Source organism: Leifsonia stereocauli (genome assembly GCF_038432415.1).
Lineage (GTDB): Bacteria > Actinomycetota > Actinomycetes > Actinomycetales > Microbacteriaceae > Orlajensenia > Orlajensenia stereocauli.
Window position 1 is genome coordinate 621,368 of record NZ_JBCAUN010000002.1, and the last position, 24,071, is coordinate 645,438.

The 24,071-nt window shown below is 69.0% G+C and carries 23 protein-coding genes; 14 read left to right on the forward strand and 9 right to left on the reverse strand.

Going from position 1 to position 24,071, the window contains the following annotated elements; all coding sequences use genetic code 11:
* Positions 1 to 58: 58 nt before the first annotated feature.
* The 3 genes from AADV74_RS11800 to AADV74_RS11810 form a co-directional block, all read right to left on the reverse strand.
* Positions 59 to 415, reverse strand: a complete 357-nt coding sequence (locus tag AADV74_RS11800; RefSeq protein WP_342114266.1) for an iron chaperone — start codon at positions 413 to 415, stop codon at positions 59 to 61.
* Between the two features lie 137 nt (positions 416 to 552).
* The gene (locus AADV74_RS11805; RefSeq protein ID WP_342114268.1) at positions 553 to 1,485 is read right to left on the reverse strand and encodes a PfkB family carbohydrate kinase; all 933 of its coding nucleotides are present in this window, start codon (positions 1,483 to 1,485) and stop codon (positions 553 to 555) included.
* Positions 1,472 to 2,470, reverse strand: coding sequence for a LacI family DNA-binding transcriptional regulator (locus tag AADV74_RS11810; RefSeq protein WP_342115176.1), 999 nt, complete (start codon positions 2,468 to 2,470; stop codon positions 1,472 to 1,474). The genes AADV74_RS11805 and AADV74_RS11810 overlap by 14 nt, the downstream gene beginning before the upstream one ends.
* 167 nt (positions 2,471 to 2,637) lie before the next feature.
* On the opposite strand from AADV74_RS11810, the gene AADV74_RS11815 reads away from it, so the two are divergent.
* The 4 genes from AADV74_RS11815 to AADV74_RS11830 all read left to right on the forward strand — a co-directional run bounded on the left by AADV74_RS11815 (position 2,638) and on the right by AADV74_RS11830 (position 6,126).
* Positions 2,638 to 3,732: a substrate-binding domain-containing protein gene (locus AADV74_RS11815; RefSeq protein ID WP_342114270.1), complete on the forward strand. Its 1,095-nt coding sequence runs from the start codon at positions 2,638 to 2,640 to the stop codon at positions 3,730 to 3,732.
* 173 nt (positions 3,733 to 3,905) lie between these two features.
* Positions 3,906 to 4,952 (forward strand): ABC transporter permease, encoded by a 1,047-nt coding sequence (locus AADV74_RS11820; RefSeq protein WP_342114273.1) that lies wholly within the window; start codon positions 3,906 to 3,908, stop codon positions 4,950 to 4,952.
* A complete protein-coding gene (locus AADV74_RS11825; RefSeq protein ID WP_342114275.1) occupies positions 4,949 to 5,752 on the forward strand; it encodes an ATP-binding cassette domain-containing protein in 804 nt (267 codons plus the stop codon). The genes AADV74_RS11820 and AADV74_RS11825 overlap by 4 nt, the downstream gene beginning before the upstream one ends.
* Entirely contained in the window at positions 5,749 to 6,126 is a 378-nt protein-coding gene (locus AADV74_RS11830; RefSeq protein WP_342114277.1) for a putative quinol monooxygenase, read from the forward strand. The genes AADV74_RS11825 and AADV74_RS11830 overlap by 4 nt, the downstream gene beginning before the upstream one ends.
* 62 nt (positions 6,127 to 6,188) lie before the next feature.
* On the opposite strand, the gene AADV74_RS11835 is transcribed toward AADV74_RS11830, so the two are convergent.
* The 3 genes from AADV74_RS11835 to AADV74_RS11845 all read right to left on the reverse strand — a co-directional run bounded on the left by AADV74_RS11835 (position 6,189) and on the right by AADV74_RS11845 (position 8,716).
* A complete protein-coding gene (locus AADV74_RS11835) occupies positions 6,189 to 6,509 on the reverse strand; it encodes a ferritin family protein (protein WP_342114280.1) in 321 nt (106 codons plus the stop codon).
* Between the two features lie 155 nt (positions 6,510 to 6,664).
* Positions 6,665 to 8,299, reverse strand: coding sequence for a molybdopterin-dependent oxidoreductase (locus AADV74_RS11840; protein WP_342114282.1), 1,635 nt, complete (start codon positions 8,297 to 8,299; stop codon positions 6,665 to 6,667).
* A gap of 75 nt (positions 8,300 to 8,374) precedes the next feature.
* Positions 8,375 to 8,716, reverse strand: a complete 342-nt coding sequence (locus AADV74_RS11845) for a cytoplasmic protein (protein ID WP_342114284.1) — start codon at positions 8,714 to 8,716, stop codon at positions 8,375 to 8,377.
* A gap of 109 nt (positions 8,717 to 8,825) precedes the next feature.
* Between AADV74_RS11845 and AADV74_RS11850 the strand changes: the two genes are divergently transcribed.
* Positions 8,826 to 9,317: an FBP domain-containing protein gene (locus AADV74_RS11850; RefSeq protein ID WP_342114286.1), complete on the forward strand. Its 492-nt coding sequence runs from the start codon at positions 8,826 to 8,828 to the stop codon at positions 9,315 to 9,317.
* Between the two features lie 120 nt (positions 9,318 to 9,437).
* Here the strand turns inward: AADV74_RS11850 and AADV74_RS11855 are convergent, their stop codons facing one another.
* Positions 9,438 to 10,460: a LacI family DNA-binding transcriptional regulator gene (locus AADV74_RS11855; RefSeq protein WP_342114288.1), complete on the reverse strand. Its 1,023-nt coding sequence runs from the start codon at positions 10,458 to 10,460 to the stop codon at positions 9,438 to 9,440.
* 177 nt (positions 10,461 to 10,637) lie between these two features.
* Here AADV74_RS11855 and AADV74_RS11860 point away from each other — a divergent pair, with 177 nt between their 5' ends.
* The 6 genes from AADV74_RS11860 (at position 10,638) to AADV74_RS11885 (ending at position 19,386) form a co-directional block, all read left to right on the forward strand.
* On the forward strand, positions 10,638 to 12,680 hold the full coding sequence (locus tag AADV74_RS11860) for a beta-galactosidase (protein ID WP_342114290.1): 2,043 nt from the start codon (positions 10,638 to 10,640) through the stop codon (positions 12,678 to 12,680).
* Positions 12,677 to 13,585, forward strand: a complete 909-nt coding sequence (locus tag AADV74_RS11865) for a carbohydrate ABC transporter permease (RefSeq protein WP_342114292.1) — start codon at positions 12,677 to 12,679, stop codon at positions 13,583 to 13,585. Before AADV74_RS11860 ends, AADV74_RS11865 begins: the two co-directional genes overlap by 4 nt.
* Positions 13,582 to 14,511, forward strand: coding sequence for a carbohydrate ABC transporter permease (locus AADV74_RS11870; protein ID WP_342114294.1), 930 nt, complete (start codon positions 13,582 to 13,584; stop codon positions 14,509 to 14,511). The genes AADV74_RS11865 and AADV74_RS11870 overlap by 4 nt, the downstream gene beginning before the upstream one ends.
* Before the next feature lie 85 nt (positions 14,512 to 14,596).
* Positions 14,597 to 15,925, forward strand: coding sequence for an ABC transporter substrate-binding protein (locus tag AADV74_RS11875; RefSeq protein WP_342114296.1), 1,329 nt, complete (start codon positions 14,597 to 14,599; stop codon positions 15,923 to 15,925).
* A gap of 7 nt (positions 15,926 to 15,932) precedes the next feature.
* A complete protein-coding gene (locus AADV74_RS11880; protein ID WP_342114297.1) occupies positions 15,933 to 18,029 on the forward strand; it encodes an alpha-galactosidase in 2,097 nt (698 codons plus the stop codon).
* Between the two features lie 181 nt (positions 18,030 to 18,210).
* Positions 18,211 to 19,386 carry a hypothetical protein gene (locus AADV74_RS11885; protein WP_342114299.1) on the forward strand — a complete coding sequence of 392 codons (1,176 nt, stop codon included), beginning with the start codon at positions 18,211 to 18,213 and terminating at the stop codon, positions 19,384 to 19,386.
* A 61-nt stretch (positions 19,387 to 19,447) separates the two neighbouring features.
* Here AADV74_RS11885 and AADV74_RS11890 read toward each other — a convergent pair whose 3' ends face one another.
* On the reverse strand, positions 19,448 to 20,218 hold the full coding sequence (locus AADV74_RS11890; RefSeq protein ID WP_342114301.1) for an SGNH/GDSL hydrolase family protein: 771 nt from the start codon (positions 20,216 to 20,218) through the stop codon (positions 19,448 to 19,450).
* Positions 20,219 to 20,414: 196 nt separating this feature from the next.
* Between AADV74_RS11890 and AADV74_RS11895 the strand changes: the two genes are divergently transcribed.
* From AADV74_RS11895 to AADV74_RS11905, 3 genes are read left to right on the forward strand one after another with little or no spacing between them, the layout of a single operon-like run.
* Positions 20,415 to 20,861 carry an FAS1-like dehydratase domain-containing protein gene (locus AADV74_RS11895; protein ID WP_342114302.1) on the forward strand — a complete coding sequence of 149 codons (447 nt, stop codon included), beginning with the start codon at positions 20,415 to 20,417 and terminating at the stop codon, positions 20,859 to 20,861.
* Complete coding sequence (locus tag AADV74_RS11900; RefSeq protein ID WP_342114304.1) at positions 20,861 to 21,277, forward strand: MaoC family dehydratase; 417 nt, start codon at positions 20,861 to 20,863, stop codon at positions 21,275 to 21,277. The genes AADV74_RS11895 and AADV74_RS11900 overlap by 1 nt, the downstream gene beginning before the upstream one ends.
* A gap of 3 nt (positions 21,278 to 21,280) precedes the next feature.
* Positions 21,281 to 22,459, forward strand: coding sequence for a UDP-N-acetylmuramate dehydrogenase (locus tag AADV74_RS11905; protein ID WP_342114306.1), 1,179 nt, complete (start codon positions 21,281 to 21,283; stop codon positions 22,457 to 22,459).
* A 21-nt stretch (positions 22,460 to 22,480) separates the two neighbouring features.
* Here the strand turns inward: AADV74_RS11905 and AADV74_RS11910 are convergent, their stop codons facing one another.
* Positions 22,481 to 24,013, reverse strand: a complete 1,533-nt coding sequence (locus AADV74_RS11910) for a PucR family transcriptional regulator (protein WP_342114308.1) — start codon at positions 24,011 to 24,013, stop codon at positions 22,481 to 22,483.
* Between the last annotated feature and the right edge of the window lie 58 nt (positions 24,014 to 24,071).

The following is a 24,071-nucleotide window of genomic DNA, read 5'->3' on the forward strand; positions in this document are numbered from 1 at the left end:
TTCGGCCAAGGTGTGGTGGGCGCTGCGAGCTCGTTCGCAGCGGACGTCGGCGTCCGGCTCAGAGAGGGGCGCGTCGCTCGGCGACGAACGCCGCCACCCGTCCGATGAGCTCGTAGGGGATCGGCTTCGAATAGGGGAAGTTGAGCGAGTCCTTGCCCGAGCGGTACGGCGCGATGGCGGCCTCGAGCTCGGGGCCGGCCGTGGCAACGGGGTAGATGCCGAGGTGCTTCTTCCAGGCCGCGTAGTGCAGGGCGTAACGCCCGCCGAGCATGACGGCGGGGATGTCGTAGCGCACCTTCTCCTCGTCGCTCGGCACGGCATCGAGGATGGTCTGCCGCACCCTGCGCAGGATCTCCTGGATGTCGTCGGGGTAGCGCGAGATGTACTCCTCGACGGTGACGTTCTTGTCTGCCATGACTGCTCCCTCGCGTGATGGCCATTGCGCTGCGCACGATTCAGGCTGGATTCGCCCGGCTGCGGCGAGTCAGGCCGGAGTCGGCGGCGTGTTGCGAATCTAGCCTGAGTAGTGCGCTCGGCGACAGCGCTGGTGTCTCATGCGCTCGGAACCCGCAGCAGCGCGCCCTCGGCGCGGCAGGTGGCTGCGGCGATGAGCATGGCGTCGGCGAGCAGTGCTGCCCACTCGCCGTCGGACTCCGGAAGCCCGGACTGCGCGATGTCGCGCACCGTCGCCGAGAGCGTCGCGTCACCGGCGCCCATGGTGTCGATGACGGCTCCGGGCAGCTGGGCGATGCCCGCGGTCACTGTGCGGCCGTCGGGCAGGCGCACCGCGGCCCCCTTCGATCCGGCGGTGGCCAGAACGGATGCGGCCCCGGCGTCGAGGAGGCGGCTGGCGAACTCGTCCACCGAGTCGCCCAGCAGCAACTCCGCGTCCTCGTCGCCGACCTTCGACAGCAGGCTGTCGCCGGCCACGCGAACGAAGTTCGCCAGGAACGCGTCGCGGTCGGCGAGCATGCCGGAGCGCGGATTCGGGTCGACGATGAGGCGGCGCTCGCCGGTGGAGAGGGCCTCGATCAGCGCATCCGTCTGCGCAGTGTCGTCGAAGGGGAAGCAGCTGACGACCACCAGCGGTGCGGCGTCGATGGCGGCACGGGCATCGCCGTCGAGGGGGAAGCGCCGCGACTTAGCCGAGTCGTTGAATGCGTAGCGCGGTTCGCCGTCGGTGCGGTCGGAGACGGCTCTCGCCGAGCCGAGGGGCGCGTCGCTCGTGATGAGCTCGACACCGTAGGCGGTGAGGTGATCGCGGATGAGGTCGCCGGACTCGTCGTCGCCGACCATGGCGAGCAGCGTCGTGGGGACCCCGAGCACCGAGAGGCCGACGGCGACGTTGAGGGCGGCGCCGCCCACATAGTCGCGCGAGCCCGCGGAGTCGCGCATCTCATCGATCAGGGCGTCGCCGATCACGACGACGCGCGGTTCGCTCCCTCGGACGCTCTCGGGCACGGATGCCGCATCAGCCGATGGCATTGATCTCTCCACTTCCACGCACGATGAGCCGCGTGGGCACGATGTGCCTGGCGCCGGGGGTGTCGTCGCCGTCGAGTCGTGCGAAGACGCGTTCGGCGGCGAGCTGGCCGATGCGCTGCGGATTCTGCGCCACCACGGTGACGCCGGGCTCGAGGAGGTCGGCCAGCGGTACGTCGTCGAAGCCGACGAGGGCGACGCTGTGGTGCAGGTCGCGGGCACGGAGGGCCCTGATGGCGCCGATGGTGACGAGGTTCTGGGCGCTGAAGACAGCGGTGGGCGGGTAATCCGACGACAACAGCCCCAGCAGGGCGTCGAAGGTGGTGGCCTCATCGTGCAGGTTCTCGATCACGGGAACGCTCGACGTCGCCACGCCGGCGCGGCCGAGCTCCTCGAGGAATCCGCGCCGACGTTCGCGTGCCGTCTGGATGTCCCCGCGGTCGCCGAGGTAGGCGATACGTCGGTGGCCGTGGCTGAGCATGTGCCGCACGGCGAGTGAAGCACCAGCCGCGTTGTCGCTCACGACGGTGTCGGCGGTGACGCCTGAGGGTTCCCGGTCTACGAAGACGACGGGCGTGCCTCGTCGGATCTCGGCGGAGAGGTACCCCTGGCTGGGCGAGATGGTGGTGAGGATGAGCCCGTCGACGCGGCGGCGGAGGAACGCGGAGACGCTCTGCTCCTCGCGGCTCGGATCGTCATCGAGGCTGGAGGCGAAGACCGCCACGCCTCGTTCGATGGCCGCCTCCTCGACTGCGCGGTGCACGGCGCCGGAGAAGGGGTTGCTCACGCTGCCGACGAGGAGCCCGAGCGTGCGGCTGCGTCCGTCGGCGCGACGGAGGTTTCCGGCGTGCAGATCGGGTTGGTAGTCGAGGGCGCGGGCGGCATCCGTCACCCTGGCGATGGTGGCGGCCGAGACGTTCGGTTCCCCATTGATCACACGCGAGACAGTCTTGATGCCGACGCCGGCCAGAGCAGCGACCTGCTTCATGGTCGGTCGTGCCGTGGGGGCGACCGTCTCGGCGCTGGTGCTTGACAACGATGTCACGGTTCTGGCTCCAATGTGGGGATCGAGTTGACTATATCTCAGATCCGGGCTACAACAGTCATTGACATCGTTGTCAACGGACAGCGTTCCACACTCAAGGAGATTCACCGATGAATCGCACAGCACCCCGTCCGCTCGCTCGGCGCCTCGTCGCAGCGGGCTCGATCGCAGCCCTCGCTGCCCTCTCGTTCACCGCATGCTCCTCCGGATCCGGAGGAGGCTCGTCGGCCTCCGGTGACGAGATCGGCGTCTCGCTCATCGTGAAGACGACGTCCAACCAGTTCTTCGTCGCCATGGAGGACGGCGCCAAGGCCGCGGCAGACAAGCTCGGTGTGAAGCTCACCCTCGCAGCGGGCAAGGAGGACGGAGACGAGGACACCCAGATCCAGGCCATCGAGAACGCCATCTCCAAGGGAGATGCCGGAATCCTCATCACCCCGAACGGCCCGGGCGTCGAGGACGCCCTCGTGAAGGCCCGCGATGCCGGCCTCTACGTCATCGCGCTCGACACCCCTCCGTCGGATCCCGACTCCGTCGACATCACCTTCGCCACGGACAACTACCTCGCGGGCCAGGACATCGGCAAGTGGGCGGCGGCGAAGCTGGGTGGCGAGAAGGCCACCATCGCCCTCATCGACCTGTTCGACGACAAGGTCGTCTCGGTCGACTACAACCGCGACCAGGGCTTCCTCGACGGCATGGGCATCGACACCGTCGACAAGGAGAAGAACGGCGATGAGGCCAAGACCGGGACGTACAGCGGGGGCGACTACGAGATCGTCGGCAATGAGGCCTCGCAGGGCGCCGAGGACGGCGGGCGTACCGCAGCCGAGACGCTGCTGAGCAAGAACCCCGATATCAACGTCGTCTACACGATCAACGAGCCGGCGGCATCCGGCGCCTACGAGGCCTTCAAGGCAGCGGGCACCGAGAAGGGACTCATCATGGTCTCGGTCGACGGCGGATGCGCCGGAGTGCAGCAGGTCGCCGACGGCACCCTGGGAGCCACCAGCCAGCAGTACCCCGTCAAGATGGCCGACCTCGGCGTTCAGGCCATCTATGACCTGGTGAAGACGGACAAGAAGCCCGAGGTCACCGAGGGCCTCGACTTCTACAACACCGGCGTCGCCCTCGTCACCGATGACGCTCAGGATGGCGTGGAGTCGATCGACACCGCCGCAGCCGCAGACATCTGCTGGGGCTGACCTCCCGGCGGCGGTCTCGCTCCCCGCGAGACCGCCGCCGGACGGCCGCTGGCCATCCGAACCGCAGCGGCCGTCCGGTCTCCACCCTCACCACGCTCCACCGAGCACCTCCGCTCCACCGAGCACCTCCGCACCACCGAGCACCTCCGCACCACCGATCAATGGAGTTCACCGTGAGTCACCCCAAGACCGACCCGGCACCCGCGACGGGCGCCCTCGACCTGGCCGAGGAGTTCCTCGACAGGACGACCCCGCTCACCCGCATCCGCGGGGCCCTGCACCGTTACCCAGCCCTGAGCCCGGCGATCGTGCTCGTGCTCTCGGTCATCGTGTTCGGTTTCCTCAACGACCGCTTCCTGAACCCGGCCAACCTGTCGCTCATCACCCAACAGGTAGCCGTCGTCGGAACCCTCGCCATCGCACAGACCCTCATCATCCTCACCGCCGGCATCGACCTCTCAGTCGGAGCCGTGATGGTTCTTGCTTCGATGGTGATCGCGCAGTCGACGGTCCAGGCGGGCGTGCCCGCCATCATCGGCCTGCTGCTCGGCCTCATCGTCGGCCTCGCAGCCGGAGCCTTCAACGGCTGGCTCGTCACCCGATTCAAGCTGCCGCCGTTCATCGTCACCCTCGGAACGCTCAACATCTTCCTCGCCCTGACGCTGCTGTACTCCAGCGGCGCGACCGTGCGCGGCTCTGAGATGCCCGCCCTCCTCACCTGGACGGGCGAGACCTTCAACATCGCAGGCGTGAACTTCACCATCGGCGTCGTGATGATGCTGGTGCTCTACATCGCGATCGCCTTCATCCTGAGCAAGACCGCGTGGGGTCGTCACGTCTACGCCGTCGGAGATGACAAGGAGTCGGCGCGCCTCGCCGGCATCCGGGTCAACCGGGTGCTCATGAGCGTCTACCTGGCTGCCGGGGCCATCCTCGCCATCGGGGCATGGATCCAGATCGGTCGCACCAACGCCGCATCCCCCAACGCCGGTGCCGACCTCAACCTCGACTCCATCACCGCCGTCGTCATCGGCGGAACCAGCCTCTTCGGTGGGCGCGGAACCGTGTGGGGCACCCTCCTGGGTGCTCTCATCGTCGGTGTCTTCCGCAACGGGCTCTCGCTCGCCGGACTCGACGTTCTCTGGCAGACCTTCGCCGTGGGCGTGCTCATCATCGTCGCCGTCGCCATCGACCAGTGGATCCGAAAGGTACGCAAATGACCATCGCAGAAGACACCGCGGCAGCTCCGGCGCCGGCGGAGACGCGCAAGCCCATCCTCGAGGCCAAGCGCCTCGTGAAGACCTTCGGGCGGGTCGTCGGCCTCGATGGCGTGAGCCTGCAGCTCTACCCGGGAGAGGTGCTCGCCATCATCGGCGACAACGGGGCAGGCAAGTCGACCCTGGTCAAGTGCCTGACGGGCGCCGAGATCCCCGACGAGGGCCACCTGTTCCTCGATGGAGAACCGATCTCGTTCAAGCGCCCGCAGGACGCCCGGGCGGCAGGTATCGAGACCGTGTACCAGAACCTCGCCGTCTCGCCAGCCCTCGACGTGGCCTCCAACCTGTTCCTCGGTCGCGAGGTGCGCAAGAAGGGCATTCTCGGATCGCTGTTCCGGGTGGTCGACTCGAAGGGCATGCGCAAGATGGCCCGGGACGAGCTCACCGAGCTCGGCATCAGCACCCTCCAGGACGTGACGGTGCCGGTCGAGAACCTCTCGGGTGGGCAACGCCAGGCTGTCGCCGTGGCGCGAGCCGCCGCGTTCGGATCGAAGGTGGTCGTCCTCGACGAGCCGACCGCAGCCCTCGGCGTGCGCGAGTCGGGCCAGGTGCTCCAGCTCGTGAAGAACCTGCGCGACAAGGGCATTCCGGTCATCCTCATCAGCCACAACATGCCGCAGGTCTTCGAAGTGGCCGACCGCATCCACATCCAGCGCCTGGGCAAGCGGGCGGCGACGATCACCCCGCAGTCGCATTCGATGACGGATGCCGTCGCCATCATGACCGGCGCACGAACGGCGTGAGCGTCCCCGATTCCGGCGGGCGTGCCCTGGCGGATGCGGCTGCCGTCTCGGCTTCGGCCTCGGCGGCGGTGAAGGTCGCGCTCATCGCCACCTTCACCGCACGGCTGGGGCACGAGGCATCAGTCGAGGCACTGCTCCTCGGGCTCGCCGCGCGGGTGCGCGGCGAACCCGGGAACCTGGTGTTCGATCCCTCGCGGGGCATCGACGAACCCGATCACTTCACCGTCTACGAGGTCTACCGCGATCGCGCCGCTTTCGAGGCGCACATCGCGGCAGACTACGGCTCCGCGTTCAACACGGCGCTGGCGCCGCTCATCGTGGAAGACGGATCGCAACTCGAATTCCTGACGCCGCTGAGCGGTGCCGGCGACTGAGGGCATCCGCCGAGTGATGCGCTTCGGCCGCGGACTCCGCCCGGGCCTCGGCGAGCGGCAGGTCAGTCGCTGCCGGCAGCGGCCTCGGCCGCCTCGCCGTTCTCCACGATGTCGCCGTCCTGGAACAGGATGCCCCGAGCCGTCTCCCGCCAGAGCGGCTTCGCGCGCATCAGGAATTCGAGTTCCATGCAGAAGTGCTTGTACTCCTCGCCGAGCGAGTCGAGCATGATCGCCCGGGCGACGTCGTCCTGTTCGACGGCGATGCGCTGCTCGTACCAGCCGATCGCCTCCGCCTCCTCCGACAGGCTCGCGCACATGCGGGCGAAGGTCCGGGTGGACTGGGAGAGCTCGCCGGGCGGCTCGTGGTACTGATCGGTCGACATCGTTCCTCCTGCTGCTCGCGGACGGTTCGGTCGTCGGCCACGCTACGCCCGTCGCGCACATCCTGCCCACCGATGGACAGGGGTGAACGGATGCGGTACCGCGGGAACCGCGCTTCGGCCGTGGACTCCGTCCGTGCCTCGGCGAGCTGTCGACGTCAGGAGACGTTCACACTCACCCTGTGCCAGCCCGTCGCCCCGTCGGGTGCCGGCGGCGCCTGCTTCGACGTCTGCGTGTAGCCCGTGGCATCCGTCGCCCGCACCTCGACGGTGTGGGAGCCGACGGATGCATCCCACTCGAAGACCCACTGGCGCCACGTGTCCGCTGAGGCCGTGTCGGCCAGCCTCGCCTTCTGCCATGCCCCCTCGTCGATGCGCACCTCGACGGCGTCGATGCCCGTGTGCGGCGACCACGCGACGCCGGCGACGGCGACGGTGCCGGCCTTCACCGTGCCGCCGCGCGGGGTGTCGATGCGCGACTCGGTCTTGATCGGGCCCTTCTCGGACCAGCCCTTGTCGCTCCAGTAGCCGAAGTCGTCGGCGAAGGTGGTGACCTTGAGTTCGGTGACCCACTTGGTGGCTGAGACGTAGCCGTAGAGGCCGGGTACGACCATGCGAACCGGGAAGCCGTGCTCGATGGGCAGCGGTTCGCCGTTCATGCCGACGGCGAGCAGGGCCTCGGTGTCGGCATCCTGCAGCACGTCGAGCGGGGTGCCAGCGGTCCAGCCGTCGGCACTGCGCGACAGCACCATGTCGGCCCCGCCCTTCGGCTTGGCCAGGGCGAGGAGTTCACGGATGGGGTAGCCCAGCCACAGGGCGTTGCCGATGAGGCCGCCTCCGACCTCGTTCGAGACGCAGCTGAGGGTGGCGAGGTGCTCGGTGAGAGGAAGCGCGAGAAGCTGATCCCAGGTGATCTCGGTCTCGTTCTCGACCATGCCGACGATGCGCAGCCGCCACGACGACGGGTCGACCGACGGAACCTGCAGTGCCGTGTCGATGCGGTAGAACTCGGCGTTCGGAGTGACATAGCTGCTCAGGTCGGGGATGTCGAGCTCGGCTCCCGTCGGGATGGCAGGAGCCGGGGTCGCTGGCGCGGGAAGCTTCAGAGCCGTGCGCACAGTGGAGACGGCGGTCGACCCGGCGTTGGCCATGCGGGCGCCGAAGCCCACGATGGCAGCGCCGACGGCGGCCACCGACGCGTAGACGACGAAGGATCGTCGGTCGAGGGCGGCCGTGCCCGGGACAGCCGCCGAGACCGGGCGCGTGCGATCACGCCAGCGGTGCAGGCGGGTCGTGAGCGCACGGAGCACGACGACGCCCGCGACCATGCCGACCACGGTCGAGAGGGCCAGGATCCCGCTGCCCTCCGGGCGCGTCACGACGGCGAGGGCCGCGACGCCGGCGACGACGATGAGCGTGACCATGCCCCACGGAGGCCAGCTGTACTCGAGCACCCCGGCGACGGCGGCGAGCACGAGGATGAGCAGGGCGAGGCTGAGCAGCAGCACGGCCTTGTCTGCTGTGCCGAAGAGGTCGATGACCACCGTCTTGAACCAGCCGGGAACGAGGTCGATGACCCAGGCGCCCACGGCGAAGATGGGACTGCTCGCCGCTCCGACGAAGACGGCGACGAGTTCGGCGACGCCGAGGGTGACGCCGGCCGCGATCACGCCGACGAGGGCGGAGAGCCAGAAGGTGCGACGGGCCGACGGGCCCGACGGTGTCGCCCCCGCCGCGCGGTTGCCGGAGCCGGGCGCGCGGGCATCCGTCACGGGATCAGCGGCTGTCGACACGCGTCAAGCGTAAGTCCGCCGCCCGAGCACAGCGGTGTTTCAGGGAGGATGAGCAGCGAAACCTCAGGTGGTCGATCAGTTCGGACCGAGCACCGACGGTCCGGGGGCGCCGGCCGATGCGCCTTTGAGCTCGACGAAGATGGTGTGCGTCTGGGTCTCGCCGATGTTCGTGCCCGAGTGCCGCTGGGCCGGCAGCCAGGTCGCGACGCCGGCGGGCAGGGCCACCTCCCGCTCGGCATCCCCCGACTGCAGCAGGCGGCGGAAGGCTGTCAGCGTGATCATGACGCTGTTCGGATGCTCGTGCGGCCTCGAGGCGTCACCTGGGGCATCGAGGTACTCGAGCACGCGCACGAACTCGTTCTCGAACAGGATGCTGTAGTGATCGGGATTCGTCACGACCGGGTCATCGGCGACCATGCGGTGAGCCTACGCCGGTAGCACGGTTCGCACCATGTGCGGCCCGAGATCGCGCGCGAGGCTCTGCCTAGACTGGATGGGAACGAACGAACACTCCCGGGGGAGGCCCATGCGCCCGCTGACGGACGACGAGATCCGCGCTTCACTGGTGAACGGATCGGTCGACGAGGTCGAGACGTTGAGTCTCCCCATCGACTACATGCTCATCGAATGGGATCACATCGACTTCCTGGGCTGGCGCGATCCGAAGGCACCGCGCCGGGGCTACATCGTGGTGGAGCAGGACGGCGAGCCCGTTGGCGTGGTGCTGCGGGCGTCGGAGTCGTCGATGTCGCACCAGCGGCCCGCGTACTGCAACCTGTGCCACACCCTGCAACCGGCCGACCAGGTGTCGATGTTCACGGCTCGGCGGTCGGGAGAGGCGGGGGAGCGCGGCGACTCAGTGGGCACCTACATCTGCGCCGACCTCTCGTGCACCGAGAACGTGCGGTTGGGAGCACCGCTGACACCCCACGAGGTGGTTCCGGCAGGGCATCCGGAGGCGCGCATCTCGGGCCTGGTCGAGCGCACCAACGGCTTCATCGGACGGGTGCTGGGTTAGGTCGCGCGTCGCGTCGCGTCGCGTCGAATCGCTCTACGCTTCGCTGCAGTTCCTCGGTCGCGCGGTCGTTGTTTCGACAGCGCGACCGAGGATCGACAGCGCGGAGCGAGTGGAGGAGGCCTACGCCGAGTCGCGCCAGACGATCGGGGTCTCGAGCAGGATGCCGCCGACGGGCTGGTCCTCACCACGCAGCTGCGAGAGCACGCTCTCGGCGACGGCGCGGCCGAGGCCCTCGGCCGGCTGGTGAACGGTGGAGAGAGCGGGCTGGGCACGCACGGCCCAGGCGCTGTCGTCGAATCCGACAACGCCCACGTCGCCGGGCACGCTTCGACCGGCCTCGCGCAGGGCGTCGAGCACGCCGGCGGCGACGGCGTCCGACGCGGCGAAGATCCCGTCGACGTCGGGGGCGCGCTCGAGCAGGGCGTGCATTCCCGCCCGGCCGGCGGCGTAGGAGTACAGCGGAACCCGCTCGACGAGCGTCGGGTCGAAGCGCGAGCCGAGGGCATCGGTGAAGCCGGCGAGGCGGTCGGCGCCCGAGTCGCGGTCGAGGGCCGCTGCGATCATCCCGACGCGAGTGCGGCCCGTGCCGAGCAGCCGCTCGGTGATGGTGCGGGCCGAGCCGCGGTTGTCGATGCCGACGAAGGGCGCCCGGGCGAGGTCGGGCGGATGCCCCACGAAGGCCGCCGGGATCTCTAGGCGCTCGACCACCCGGGTGATCGGGTCGTTCTGGCGGGCGGAGACGATGATCACTCCGTCGACGAAGCCGCCGCTGAGGTAGCGCGCGACCCGATCGGTGTCGCGCTCGGAGTCGACGATGAGGCAGGCCATCTGGTAGTCGGCATCCGACAGCGCGGTGTTCGCCCCCAGCAGGATCTCGCCGATGTTCGGGTCCTCGAGGAACAGCGAGTGCGGCTCGTGCACGATGAAGCCGATGGCCTGCGTGCGCTGCATCACCAGGTTGCGCGCCGCGTTGTTCGGCACGTAGCCGACTTTGACGATGGCCGCCTCGATGGCGACGCGCGCCTCGTCCGAGACGTAGCGCTCACCGTTGACCACCCGGCTCACAGTGCCGCGCGACACCCCGGCCTCGACGGCGACATCGTGCACCGTGGCGCGCTTACGGCGGAGGGGCGGAGTGGACACGAGACCCACTGTATTGGGTGCCGTGCGGGGTGCCCCGGCGGGCGCCCCGCGCGGCATCCGTATTGACATCCGCAGAATCGTGTGGATAGTCTGTGCACGTTCACAGAAAATACTCGGCGATGATCGTCTCGCCCACCTGTGCACGTTCACAGAAGCAAAGACGCTGAGAGGGAGTCGATGTCGCGAGCAGCGCACGAGAAGCCACGGGTCTCCGCCCGGGACTTCGCTCACGACGGGATCGCATTCGGTTGCGACTACAACCCCGAGCAGTGGGACCCGGCCATCTGGACCGAAGACGTCGAGCTGATGCGCACCGCAGGCGTCGACCTCGTGGCCATCAACATCTTCGGCTGGTCGCAGATCAATCCGGGCCTGGGCGTCTTCGACTTCAGTGCCCTCGACACCGTGATCGAGCTGCTGCACGCCGGCGGCATCCGGATCAATCTCGGCACGGCCACCTCGTCGCCGCCCCCGTGGCTCACCACCCTCCACCCCGAGATCCTCCCGGTGGCGGATGACGGCACCACCCGATTCCCCGGCGGTCGCCAGGCCTGGTGCCCGAGCTCGCCGGTGTTCCGTCGCTACGCGCTCGCACTCGTCGAGCGGGTCGCAGAGCGGTACGGCGCCCACCCGGCGGTCGAGCTCTGGCACGTCTCGAACGAGCTGGGCTGCCACAACGCGCTCTGCTACTGCGCCGAGAGCACGACGGCGTTCCGCCGCTGGCTCGAGAACCGCTACGGCTCGATCGACGAGCTCAACCGGGCGTGGGGCACCAGCTTCTGGAGCCAGCGCTACAGCGCCTGGGACGAGATCCTGCCGCCGCTGCAGACCCTCTCGAGCCGCAACCCCGGCCAGATGCTGGACTTCCACCGCTTCAGCTCCGACGAGCTGCTCGACTACTACCGCTCCGAGGCCGCCGTCATCCGGCGCTACAGCGAGGTGGCCATCACGACGAACTTCATGGTGACCAGTCACATCCGCAACCTCGACTACTGGAGCTGGGCTCCCCAGGTCGACATCGTCGCGAACGACCACTACCTCGACCACCGCCTCGAGGAGCCGACGGCCGAGCTGGCGTTCGCCGCCGACTTCACCCGCGGCCTGGCCGGCGGTGCCCCGTGGCTGCTGATGGAGACTGCCACCAGCGCCGTCAACTGGCAGCCGCACAACATCGCCAAGACGCCGGGGGAGCTCACCCGCAACGCCCTCGCCCACGTGGCCCGCGGCGCCGACGGCATCTGCTTCTTCCAGTGGCGGGCGTCGGCGCAGGGCTCGGAGAAGTTCCACTCCGCGCTCGTTCCCCACGCCGGCACCGACTCCGCCGTGTGGCGCGAGGTCGTCGAGCTCGGCGGTCTCATCGATCGCCTGGGCGAGGTCGCCGGCAGTCGTGTCGTGGCCGAGGTCGCCGTGGTCTTCAGCTGGGACGCCTGGTGGGCCGGCGACGGCGAGAACCGCCCGAGCCACTCCGTCGCCTACCTCGACCAGGTGCACGCCGCATACAACGCCCTGCACGACCTCGGCATCACCGTCGACATCGTTCCGCCGGATGCCGACCTCAGCGCCTACAAGCTGGTCGTGCTGCCGGGTCTGCACCTGGTGACGGATGCCGATGCCGCCGGCATCGAGTCCTATGTCGCGGGCGGCGGCCACGTGCTCATCACCTTCTACAGCGGCATCGTCGACGAGGACGACAGGGTGCGCCTCGGCGGCTACCCGGGCGCCTTCCGCGAGCTGCTGGGCATCCGTGTCGAGGAGTTCGCCCCTCTGCTGCCCGGGCAGTCGGTCGGCCTGACCTCCGGTGCCAGCGCGCGCCTCTGGACCGAGCGGCTGCGAGCGACATCCGCCGAGGTGCTCGACACCTTCGCCGACGGACCCGCCGCGGGCATCCCGGCCGTCACCCGCAACGCCCACGGCGCAGGCTCCGCCTGGTACGTGGCCACCATGCTCGAGGCGGGCGCCTACAGGAACCTGCTCGCCGATGTCGCCCGGAATGCCGGAGTCGCCCGCCACGCGGGCGGCGAGGACGTCGACATCGTGCGTCGCGTCGGCGACGCGGGTTCCCACCTCTTCGTCATCAACCACACCCCAGACGACCTGGAGTTCCAGGCGACGGGCGAGGAGCTCGTGACCGGCGCATCCGTCACCGGAACCCTGCTGGTTCCCGGCGGCAGCGTGCGCATCGTGCGCGAGAGCAACACCACCCAGGAGGGCACAGCATGACAACGACGTCGACCGTGGCGGCGGTTCCCCGCCGACGGCGCGTGGTGCAGCACAAGCGCGCCATCGCATTCTTCATCCTGCCGTTCGGCGTGCTGTTCACGCTGTTCTACCTGATCCCCATCGGCTACGCGATCTACCAGTCGATGCTCGTGGTGGAGCGCGACGGCACCTTCGGCGAGGCGCAGGAGGTGTTCGGCTGGTTCCAGCAGTACGTGCTGGTGTTCCAGAACGGACCGTTCTGGCGCTCGGTCGGACGCGTGCTGCTGTTCGGCGTCGTGCAGGTGCCGGTGATGCTCGGCCTCGCGCTGCTCTTCGCGCTGCTGCTCGACTCGCCTCTGGTTCGCGGCAAGAAGTTCTTCAGGCTGGCCTTCTTCGTGCCCTACGCCGTTCCCGGCGTCATCGCGGCCATCATGTGGGGCTTCCTGTTCTCGCCCAACCTCTCGCCGTTCACCGCGGTGACCCAGAACATCGACTTCCTCGGCGCAGACCTCGTTCTCTGGTCGATCGCGAACGTGGTCACCTGGGTGTTCGTGGGCTACAACATGCTCATCATCTACTCGTCGCTGCTGGCGATCCCCACCGAGATCTACGAGGCGGCCAGGCTCGACGGCGCCGGTCAGGCCCGCATCGCGTGGTCCATCAAGATCCCGCTGGTGCGCCCGGCCATCGTGCTCACCGCGATCTTCTCGATCATCGGCACGCTGCAGTTGCTCGCCGAACCCCAGGTGTTCCGGTCGTTCAGCTCGGCTGTCACGAACACCTTCACCCCCAACATGACCGTCTACGCCACAGCATCAGTGCCCAATGCCTCTCTCGCCGCCGCCTTCTCGGTGGTGCTGGCCCTGGCCACGTTCATCCTGTCGTTCACGTTCCTCAAGTTCACCCAGCGGAAGGAAGCCGAATGAGTTCCACGACGCTGGACCAGAACACGAAGAAGCCGCGGTCGCTGAAGCCGTCGAAGGCCTCCGACCCGTCGGCCTCGGCCGGATCGCTCAAGGAGAGCCTGCTCTCCCGTACCGGCGCGATGCTCATCATGGGCATCTTCACGCTCTACTTCCTCATCCCCATCTGGTGGCTGTTCGTCGCCTCGAGCAAGAGCCAGGGCCAGCTCCTCACCACGAACGGGCTCTGGTTCGCCGACTTCAACCTCTTCCAGAACATCGCCGACCTGTTCGCCTATCGAGACGGCGTCTTCCTCAGGTGGATGGGCAACAGCGTGCTCTACGCGGGCCTCGGCGGGCTGGTGGCGACGGTCATCGCCGGCATGTGCGGCTACGCGCTGGCCAAGTACCGCTTCCCCGGGCGCGAGGTCATCTTCAACGTCGTGCTCGGCGGCGTGCTGGTGCCGGCGACGGCCCTCGCGCTTCCGCTGTTCCTGCTGTTCAGCCAGGCCCAGCTCACCAACACCTTCTGGGCCGTCTTCCTGCCCAGCATCGTGAGCCCGTTCGGGGTCTACCTCACCCGCATCTTCGCCGCGCAGTCGGTTCCGGATGAGCTCATCGAGGCCAGCCGCATCGACGGCGCCGGTGAGATCCGCACCTTCTTCACGGTGTCGATCCGGCTCATGGCTCCGGCACTCGTGACGGTGTTCCTCTTCCAGTTCGTGGCGATCTGGAACAACTTCTTCCTGCCGCTCATCATGCTGCGCAGCGAGGAACTGTTCCCGGTCACGTTCGGCCTCTACGCCTGGAACACCCAGCTCAACCAGGTGCCGGAACTGCGCCCGTACGTGCTCATCGGCGCCCTGCTCTCGATCATCCCCCTGATCGTCACCTTCCTCCTTCTCCAGCGATTCTGGCGCTCCGGCCTCGGAACCGGATCGCTGAAGTAGGACCCCTCCGCGAAGGCCGCGACATCGCGTGGCCGAGCGGATGCCCCACCAAGTAATCACCCCATCACTAGACAAGAGGATCACCATGCAGCACATGAAGAGAGCGGCCGGCGTAGTCCTGCTCGCAACGCTCGCACTGGCCGGTTGCTCGGCCACAGGCGGAGGCGACGGCACCGCAGCCGACGCAGATGCCTGCAAGCCGTCGACAGGCAAGGTCGATCTCGAGTTCACCTCGTGGATTCCCGGCATTGAGGATGCCGTGGCCCTGTGGAACTCCGAGAACCCCGACATCCAGGTGAAGGTGCAGACCGGACCGAACGGAAACTCCGGTACGTACCAGAACTTCTTCAACCAGCTCAAGGCGGGCAACGCGCCCGACCTCGGTCAGATCGAGTACGACGCCCTGCCGAACTTCCGCGTGCAGGACGGCCTCGAGGACATCGGCGTCTGCTCCGAGGTCGCCGCGGCGAAGGACTCCTTCGTGCCGTGGACCTGGGGTCAGGTCACCCTCGGCACCGACGAGAGCGTCTACGGCGTTCCGCAGGACTCCGGCCCCATGGCCCTGTTCTACAGGTCCGACCTGTTCGAGGCGAACAACATCCCGGTTCCGACCACGTGGGCCGAGTATAAGGATGCCGCCAAGAAGGTGCGCGCCGCCGGCGGGTACATCACCAACTTCTCGCAGAGCGACATCAACCAGTTCGCCGGCTTCGTCTGGCAGGCCGACGGCCAGTGGTTCCAGAACAACGGTGACGAGTGGACCGTCGACCTGACCGGTGACGCCTCCAAGCAGGTCGCCGACTACTGGCAGGAGCTCATCGACGAGGATCTCGTCTCCACGGTTCCGGCCTGGACCGACGAGTGGAACAACGCCTACAACTCGGGCAACGTCTGGAGCTGGAACTCCGCCGTCTGGGGTGCCAACTCCATCGCGAGCGGCGCTCCCGACACTGCCGGCAAGTGGTCGGTCGCTCCCGCTCCGCAGTGGAACGCAGGCGAGGAGAAGGCCGGAAACTGGGGCGGATCATCCGTCGCCGTCTTCAAGGGAACCGACCACCTCTACGAGGCGTCGAAGTTCGCACTCTGGCTGAACACCTCCGACGAGTCGCTCACGCTGCTCAACAAGTCGGCGAACATCTACCCCGCCACGACCGAGGGCCTCACCCTTCCGTCGCTGCAGGAGGGCGTCGAGTTCTACGGCGGCCAGAAGATCTACGACGTCTTCGCGGATGCCGCGACCCAGGTGAACCCCGACTTCGTGTGGGGCCCCACCATGACGCAGACCTACGCCGACGTCTCCGACGGCTTCAAGGCCGCCGTGACCGGTGACGGTACCCTGTTCGATGCGCTCACCGATGGCCAGAAGTCGACCATCGACGCGATGAAGGCCCAGTCGATTCCGGTCAAGGGATAGTCATTTGATGCATCACCTCCGTGCCGCGGGCGTCAGTCTCCTTCTCGACACCCGCGGCACGGGCGTGCCCGGCATCGTGCACTGGGGGCGAGACCTCGGCCCCCTGCCCGACGCCGAACTCGTGTCGCTCGCCGACGCGTTGGTTCCCGCCGTGTCTCCGTCGTCGATCGACGTGCCGCTGAGGCTGAGCCTCCTGCCCTCGTTCCGCGATGGCTGGAGCGGACGGCCGGCGCTGTCGGTGTTCCGCGATGCTCCGGTCGACCTGGCGCTGGAGCTCGTCGAGGTCGAGTCCGCGGGCTCCGGCACTGCATCCCGCGTCGTCGTGAGGCTGACGGATGCCGCAGCAGGAGTCGACGTCGCCACCGAGATCGAGCTCAGCGTCGAGGGCGTGCTGCGCGTGCGCCACACCGTCACGAACACCGGCGACTCCGGGCTCGGCTTGGCGGCGGCATCCGTCGTCGTGCCGGTGCCCGATCGCGCGGGCGAGGTGCTCGACTTCTCGGGTCTCTGGACCCACGAGCGCCGCCCGCAACGCCGGACCCTCGGTCAGGGCGTGTGGTCGCGTGAGTCGCGGCACGGACGCCCCGGTCACGACAACGCGTACCTGCTGGCTGCCGGCACGCCCGGCTTCGGCTTCGGGCACGGCGAGGTCTGGGCTGCGCACCTCGCCTGGAGTGGAGACGCTGTGGTCTGGGCCGAGCGCTCTCCACTGGGTCCGTCGACGATCGGCGCTGGCGAGATGCTCGCGCCCGGCGAGCTGAGCCTCGACGCCGGCGCCTCGTACGCCTCCCCGTGGACCGTCCTCGTGTACTCCGACGACGGGCTCGACGGAGTCTCCGACAGGCTGCATCCGTGGGTGCGATCGTGGTCGACCATCCGGAGCGCGAGGCCTGTCGTCCTCAACACCTGGGAGGCCGTCTATTTCGACCACTCCCTCGAACGCCTGACACCGCTGGTCGACGCCGCGGCCCAGGTGGGCGTCGAGCGCTTCGTGCTCGACGACGGCTGGTTCACCGGCCGCAGCGACGACCGCCGGGCGCTCGGCGACTGGTTCGTCGACCCGGCCGCATGGCCCGGCGGGCTGAATCCGCTGATCGAACGCGTTGTGGCATCCGGAATGGACTTCGGCCTGTGGGTCGAGCCCGAGATGGTCAACCGCGACTCCGACATCGCCCGCGCGCATCCCGACTGGGTTCTCGGGGCGTCGGATGCCGTCACCTGGCGCTGGCAGAACGTGCTCGACCTGTCGAATCCCGACGCCTTCTCCTACGTGTTCCGGAGGCTCGACGCCCTGCTCGCCGAGTATCCGATCGCGTACCTCAAGTGGGATCACAACCGCGACCTGCTCGGCGGCTCCGCGCACCGGCAGACGTCGGCGCTGTACCGCCTCATCGACGCGGTGCGTGCGGCCCACCCCGGCGTCGAGATCGAATCGTGCGCCTCGGGTGGCGGTCGCGTCGACCTCGGCATCCTGGAGCGCACCGATCGAGTGTGGGTGAGCGACACCAACGACCCGCTCGAGCGGCAGTCGATCCAGCGGTACACCTCGCTCGTGGTTCCGCCGGAGTATCTGGGCGGGCACCTCGGCGTCGCGAGGGCGCACACGACAGGGCGCACCGCCACGCTGTCGTTCCGGCTCGCGACGGCGCTGTTCGGGCACGCCGGTATCGAGTGGAACATCGCGGAGGCGACCCCGGCGGAGCGCACGAGCGTGGCCGAGTGGATCGCCGTGTACAAGCGCGAGCGCGGACTGCTGCACAGCGGCCGCGTCGTGCGACCCGACGCGAGCGATGCCGCCATCCTGTGTCACGGCGTCGTCGCGTCCGACGGCTCGCGGGCGCTGTTCAGCTACGCGGCCCTGGCGGCTCCGGCGGCCGCGATCCCGGCGCCCCAGCGCTTCCCGGGGCTCGATCCCGCGCGGCGTTACAGGGTGCGCCCGCTCGTGCTCGGCGCCGACGTCTTCACGCTGCAGGATGCCGCCCCGGCGTGGTGGGAGGCAGGCGAGGTCGTGCTCTCGGGAGCCGTGCTCGGCGAGGTCGGGCTGCCGATGCCGCTGATCGCGCCCGAGAACGCCGTGCTGGTGGAGTTCGACGCGGTCGACTGACTTTCCCGGTCGCTGAGCGCCGTACTGAAGGACCGCGAAGCGGCCCTGAAGCAGACCGAGCGCAGCGACAGTCCGAAGTGCGGTGACAGGGCGCTTCGGCCGCGGACTGCGTCCGGGCCTCACCGAGCGGGGTGCGCGCGTCGCGGGCGGCCGGTGCCCCCGCCTCACTATGCTCGGGCGCGTGAGCCACCCCACACCAGCACAGTCGACACCCGCCGAGTCCGTCGCATCCGTCGCCCCACCCGGCCCGACCGGAGCCACCACGGCTGCGAACGTCGAATCGCGCGCGCTGCTCTTCGCCATCGGTGGCTTCGTGGCCGCGGCGGTCATCGGGCTCATCCTGTTCGGCGGCCGCGACGTGCCTCTCGCCGGCGCGGATTCGCTCGGCAACGTGACCGCCGTGGTGAGCGCTGTCATCGCGCTCGTCGTGTTCATCGCCGGGTACGTGCTGTCGTACGCCGAGCCGTCGCGGGCCTGGTTGCGCGATGTGCGCCTCGGCCGGCAGTTCCTCGACATCGGCGGGCTGGCCTTCGCGCATGCGGTGCTCTGCTTCCTGGCCTTCGGCGTGCTCTTCAAGCTGTTGGAGGGCGCCTTCATCGGCGCGGTCGTGTTCCCGTTCGCAGCGGCAGCAATGCTCGGTGCCGCGTGTGCAGCCAGCAGCTACTTCGTCTACCTCTCCGCCGTGCACATGACGACCTCGCGCGTGGCGGCGACCATGGCCATCTTCCTGGTGCTCGGTCTGCTGACCAGCATGCTGACGGCCGGCGATCCGAACTGGTGGAAGATGAACATCAGCGCTCTCGGCATGAGCGACGACCTGTCGGGATACGTGTTCAACTTCACCCTCGTGATCGCAGGCATCGTGATCACCACCATGGCCAACTACATGACGGCCGAACTGGAGTCCGGGCCGCTCACGCGAACCGACGAGACGACGACGGATGCCGTGTCTCGAGGCCGAGCCCGATACGTCAAGTGGTCGCTCGTCCTGATCGGCGTGTTCCTGGCCTGCGTCGGGATCTTCCCCGTCGACGACTTCTTCGCCATCCACAACACCGTCGCCATCGGCATGGCCGTCGTGTTCGCCGTGTTGGTGTTCAGGCTGCCGTGGGTGGTTCCAGGCCTGCCGCGGGCGTTCTTCGTGGTCGGCTACATCTTCATCGCGGTGATCGCGGTGACTGCCGTCTTCTTCGCCACGGGGTACTACAACCTGACCGCCGTCGAGATCATCGCCTTCGCGCTCATCTTCACGTGGCTGATCGTGCTGATCCGCATGGTGTCTGCGGCGGCGACGGATGCGGCCGCATCGCTCGGTGAGGCCCGGACGAAGTCCGCGGCCGAAGCGCCCCGGGGCTGAGCGACGCGGTCAGGCGACGCTTCGACCGCGCGCTGCGCGCGGGTCTCAGCGAACGGGGCTGCTACAGCTGCACGGGCTCCAGCACAGCGCGCTTGGCCGCGCGGCCGTCGCCTGACGAGCGCCCGGTGAGGCGGCGCCCGATCCACGGCAGCACGAACTCGCGGTAGTACGCGGCGGTGTTGCGCGACTTCGGTCCTGAGGGAGCCGCAGCGACTTCTTCGACGCCCCACTCGACCGGCACCGGAACCCCGACCTCGGTGAGCACGTTGCTGGCGACGCGGGCGTGGCCCAGCGCGTTCAGGTGCAGGCGGTCGGCCGACCAGTAGCGGATGTCGCGCAGTCCGACATCCGAGAAGTTGTCGACGAAGGTCACGCCGGGCAACTCCGCCAGGTCGCGCAGCGCCGTCGTGAGGTCGCGGCCGCGACGGTCGAACGCCGAGCCCAACGGCAGGTGGTCGAGGGGATTGGCTCCCGAGAGCATGAGCGCGTGGATGCCCTCGGCACGAATGCGCTCGATGGCCCCGCGGAAGCGCCCGGCGATGAGCTCCACGTCCATGCGCGGTCGCAGGATGTCGTTGCCGCCGCCGTTGAAGCTGATCACCTCGGGGCGCAGGTCGAGCGCCGGCTGAAGCTGCTCGTCGATGATCGGAACGAGCTTGCGGCCACGGATGGCGAGGTTCGCGTAGGTGACAGGACCGCCGCCCGTCGAGGCAGCGTGCTGGGCGAGCCCGACCGCGACGAAGTCGGCCCAACCGCGCACAGTGCCGTCGGGCTGCTCGTCGCCGACGCCTTCGGTGAAGCTGTCTCCGATGGCCACATAACTGCTGAACACGTACTCTCCCCGATCCCGTGCCGGCTCGGCCGGGCACCCGTCGAGCCTAGACCTGCCAGCCGACCCGCTAGCCGAAGGTGGCGGAGGCTGTGCGCTTCGGGCGGTCGCTTCGCTCGGCCCTCAGCGAGCGTGAGGTACTCGTTCGCCGAGGCCCGGGCGCAGCCCGCGGTCGAAGCGCGACCAGTAGACTGGCCGGGTGCCTGTGAACCCCGAGCTGCTGGGACGCACGTTCCCGCCTGCGCCCTCCTATCTCGTCGGTCGTGAGAAGGTGCGCGAGTTCTCGCGTGCGGTCTTCGCCACGAATCCGATCAACCTCGATGTCGACGCCGCCCGCACCGCCGGCCACGCCGACCTCGTCGCGCCGCCGACGTTCGCCATCGTCGTGCAGGAGATCACCCTCGCCCAATTGCTGGCCGAGGAGGACTCGGGCATCGACTTCACCCGGGTCGTGCACGGCGACCAGCGCTTCACGACGACGCGCGCCATCGTCGCCGGCGACGAGCTCACAGCGCAGCTCGCAGTCACCAGCGTCAAGACCCTGGGCGGCCACTCGATGGTCACCGCCGAGTCCACCATCACCGATGCAGCCGGAGAGCACGTCGTCACCGCCATCTCCACCCTGGTCGTGCGAGGAGACGAGTGATGCCCCAGCTGACCGACCTGACCGTCGGCGACATCGTCGCCGAGCGATCCGTCACCCTCACGCGGGACTCCCTCGTGCGCTACGCCGGTGCATCCGGAGACTTCAACCCCATCCACTACCGCGATGACGTCGCGGCTTCCGTGGGCCTGCCCGGCGTCCTCGCCCACGGCATGCTCACCATGGGTCTCGCCGTGCAGCCCGTCGTCGACTGGGCCGGCGACCCGGCCCGCGTCGTCGACTACCAGGTGCGCTTCACGCGTCCGGTACTCGTCGACCCGCAGGACGGCGCCGTCGTGAGCGTCGTCGCCAAGGTCGGCGCACTCGACGTCGAGGCGTCCGTCGCCCGGATCGACCTGACCGTGAGCTTCGACGATGCGACCGTGCTGGGCAAGGCCCAGGTGCGGGTGCGGCTCTAGCCCATGTCCCATTCCTCGATCGTCGCCCTGCGCGAGCTCACCACCATGCGTGTCGGTGGTCTGCCCGAACGGATGCTCACTGTCACGACGCAGCGCGACCTCGTCGATGCGGTTCTCGCGGTGTGGGCCGATGGCGGCGACTGGCTGCTCCTCGGCGGCGGCTCGAACACCGTCGCGAGCGACGAGCCGTTCGATGGCACCGTCATCCGCATCGCGACCAAGGGCATCGAGGTGTTGCCGGAGTCTTCCGGCCCGGGGCTCGTGCGGCTGCGGGTACAGGCCGGTGAACCCTGGGACGACCTCGTGGCCTACACGGTGCGGCACGGCTGGTCGGGCATCGAGGCGCTCAGCGGCATCCCCGGATTGGCCGGAGCCGCCCCGATCCAGAACATCGGAGCCTACGGCCAGGAGGTCTCCAGCGCTCTGACCGCCATCGAGTTCCTCGACTACGACAGTGGCGAGGTCGAGCGGGTCGATGCGGCCGACCTCGAACTCGGCTACCGCACCTCGGTCATCAAGCAGGGTCGCCAGGGCGTCGTCGTGTCGATCGAGCTCGAGCTGCACGACACGGCGCACGAGCGCGACGTGCTCGGCGAGGAGCTCGGTCAGCCCATCGCCTATGCGCAGCTGGCCAGCACCCTCGGCGTGCAGCCGGGAGACAGGGTCTCGATCTCGCAGGTGCGGGCTGCAGTGCTTGCGCTGCGTGCGTCGAAGGGCATGGTGCTGAACGCCGACGACAACGACACCTGGAGCGCCGGTTCGTTCTTCACCAACCCGATCGTGCGCGAGAGCTTCGCCCGCACGCTTCCGGCCGATGCTCCGCGCTGGCCGATGGCGGCCGACGAGCCCGACGTCGTCGAGCCCCTCGACAGGCCGTCCATCGACCCGTGGGAGGCTGCGCAGCAGGCTCTCGCCGCACCGGCACCCTCGGCGGAGCCGACCCCGCGCCTCGTGAAGCTGTCGGCGGCATGGCTCATCGAGCACTCCGGCATCCGTCGCGGCTTCGGGCTGCCCGGAACGCAGGCCGCCATCTCGAGCAAGCACACCCTCGCCATCACCAACCGCGGTGAGGCGACGGGCGAGGAGATCGCCCAGCTGGCGCGGTACGTGCAGCAGCGAGTGCAGGCAGAGTTCGGCATCATCCTGCATCCTGAGCCCGTGACCGTGGGCCTGGAGATCTAGGTCCCGACCCGCGAGCGGAGGTCAGCGGGAGGCGACCAGCGCCGCCCATAGCTCCGCTCGCGCCGGGAAGGTCGAGAGGTCCCGTCCGAGAACGCGCTCGGCCACCGCGATGCGGTTGCGCACAGTGTGCCGATGCACCCCGAGTGCCTGGGCCGCCGCGTCGAACTGCGCGTCGTTCTCCAGCCATGCGCGCAGCGTCGCGACGAGCACGGTGCCGTTCTCGGCGTCGTGCTGCGCCAGCGGGGCCAGGCTGGCGCGGGCGATCTCAGCGGCATCCGTCGCCCCGAGCGAGGCGAGGACACCGCCGGCAGCGACGGTCTCGAAGTCGACGACGGACCCGCCCGATCCCTCGATGACGGATGCCGCCCCCAGCGCGCGGTGCGCCTGCGCCCGAGAGCGTGCCAGCTCGGTCAGAGGGCCGGGAGCCGACAACCCGATGCGCGCGTCGAAGGTCGCGGCGAGCCGGCGCAGCACAGGGAGCACGGCCGACGTCGCGACGGCCAGCAGGTCTCCGTCGACGGCACCGAAGAAGAGGGACGACGGGGTGCGGCGGGTCTCGGACTCGAGGAGCTCCTCGAGTGCGCCCCGGCGGTCGGTGTCGACGGCGATGGCGGCCATTCTCACGTCGCCCGTGGGCATCCCGCCCCAGAGTTCGGTTCCCGAGGTGCTCGCCAACTCGACCTCGCCCCCGAGCAGCAGGCGGAGCAACCCGGTGCGCAGGCGTGACCTGGAGGCGTCGAGTTCATGGTTCTGCTCGAGGGCGAGGCTCGCGAGCCCGACGACCGATGCCACCACCTCGCGCGCCGACTGGTCGAGCGAGGTTCCACCGCCGACGGCGAGCACTCCGCGCAGCCGGCCGCGGCGCCCGAGGGTGTGCAGCGTGAGGGTGTCGTCGCCGGCGGCCGAGGTCGCGCTCGCGCGGGTTCCGCGGGTGAGGAGGAGGGTTGCATCCTGACGCACTCCGCGGAGCGCCGTCGGGTCGATCGCGTCGGCCGGGAAGACCCGATCAACCGCTCCTGACGCGTCGAAGAGCGCGACGCCCTGACCGAGGCTGCGAGCGAGTTCGGCGAGGGCTGCGCGCAGGCCGTCTGGGCGGAGGGCCGCGAGCGAGATGGCGCGTTGCGCATCGAGAGCCCATGAGTGCCGTGCGTAGGCGTCCTCGGCGATGAGATCGGCTGTGGCCCTGGCTATCGCGATGAAGGGGACGCGGTACGGCACCTCGAACAGCGGCAGCCCGGAGCGGCGGCAGGCGTCGACGAGGGCGGTCGGGGTGCCGTCGCGCACCACCTCGGTGCCGAAGCCGAGGCCGACGACGCCGCGTTCGACGAGCCGGGCGACGTAGGCGTCGGCATCCGTCGGTGAATCGCCGAACTGCGTGCCGGTCGTCAGGAGCACCTGATCGTCGACGAGGAACGGGGTCGGGTCGACGAGGTCGGTGCTGTGAGCCCACTGCACGCCGCGGTCGAGAGCGCCGATCGGCAGTGCGTCGATGTCGCTCAACAGGGTGAGGGCGAGCTCGGGCCGGTGCAGCAGGGTGGCGAGCGTGGGGAGCATCGGTCCCTCCAGGCGATAGACATCATGAACAGTGCAGGCAACCTCAGTGTACGCAGCG

Bases quoted from the DNA above. Each gene is read 5' to 3' on its own strand.
- AADV74_RS11800 (WP_342114266.1), bottom strand. From the start codon at position 415: ATGGCAGACAAGAACGTCACCGTCGAGGAGTACATCTCGCGCTACCCC.
- AADV74_RS11805 (WP_342114268.1), bottom strand. From the start codon at position 1,485: ATGCCATCGGCTGATGCGGCATCCGTGCCCGAGAGCGTCCGAGGGAGC.
- AADV74_RS11810 (WP_342115176.1), bottom strand. From the start codon at position 2,470: ATGAAGCAGGTCGCTGCTCTGGCCGGCGTCGGCATCAAGACTGTCTCG.
- AADV74_RS11815 (WP_342114270.1), top strand. From the start codon at position 2,638: ATGAATCGCACAGCACCCCGTCCGCTCGCTCGGCGCCTCGTCGCAGCG.
- AADV74_RS11825 (WP_342114275.1), top strand. From the start codon at position 4,949: ATGACCATCGCAGAAGACACCGCGGCAGCTCCGGCGCCGGCGGAGACG.
- AADV74_RS11835 (WP_342114280.1), bottom strand. From the start codon at position 6,509: ATGTCGACCGATCAGTACCACGAGCCGCCCGGCGAGCTCTCCCAGTCC.
- AADV74_RS11845 (WP_342114284.1), bottom strand. From the start codon at position 8,716: ATGGTCGCCGATGACCCGGTCGTGACGAATCCCGATCACTACAGCATC.
- AADV74_RS11850 (WP_342114286.1), top strand. From the start codon at position 8,826: ATGCGCCCGCTGACGGACGACGAGATCCGCGCTTCACTGGTGAACGGA.
- AADV74_RS11860 (WP_342114290.1), top strand. From the start codon at position 10,638: ATGTCGCGAGCAGCGCACGAGAAGCCACGGGTCTCCGCCCGGGACTTC.
- AADV74_RS11865 (WP_342114292.1), top strand. From the start codon at position 12,677: ATGACAACGACGTCGACCGTGGCGGCGGTTCCCCGCCGACGGCGCGTG.
- AADV74_RS11870 (WP_342114294.1), top strand. From the start codon at position 13,582: ATGAGTTCCACGACGCTGGACCAGAACACGAAGAAGCCGCGGTCGCTG.
- AADV74_RS11875 (WP_342114296.1), top strand. From the start codon at position 14,597: ATGCAGCACATGAAGAGAGCGGCCGGCGTAGTCCTGCTCGCAACGCTC.
- AADV74_RS11880 (WP_342114297.1), top strand. From the start codon at position 15,933: ATGCATCACCTCCGTGCCGCGGGCGTCAGTCTCCTTCTCGACACCCGC.
- AADV74_RS11900 (WP_342114304.1), top strand. From the start codon at position 20,861: ATGCCCCAGCTGACCGACCTGACCGTCGGCGACATCGTCGCCGAGCGA.
- AADV74_RS11905 (WP_342114306.1), top strand. From the start codon at position 21,281: ATGTCCCATTCCTCGATCGTCGCCCTGCGCGAGCTCACCACCATGCGT.
- AADV74_RS11910 (WP_342114308.1), bottom strand. From the start codon at position 24,013: ATGCTCCCCACGCTCGCCACCCTGCTGCACCGGCCCGAGCTCGCCCTC.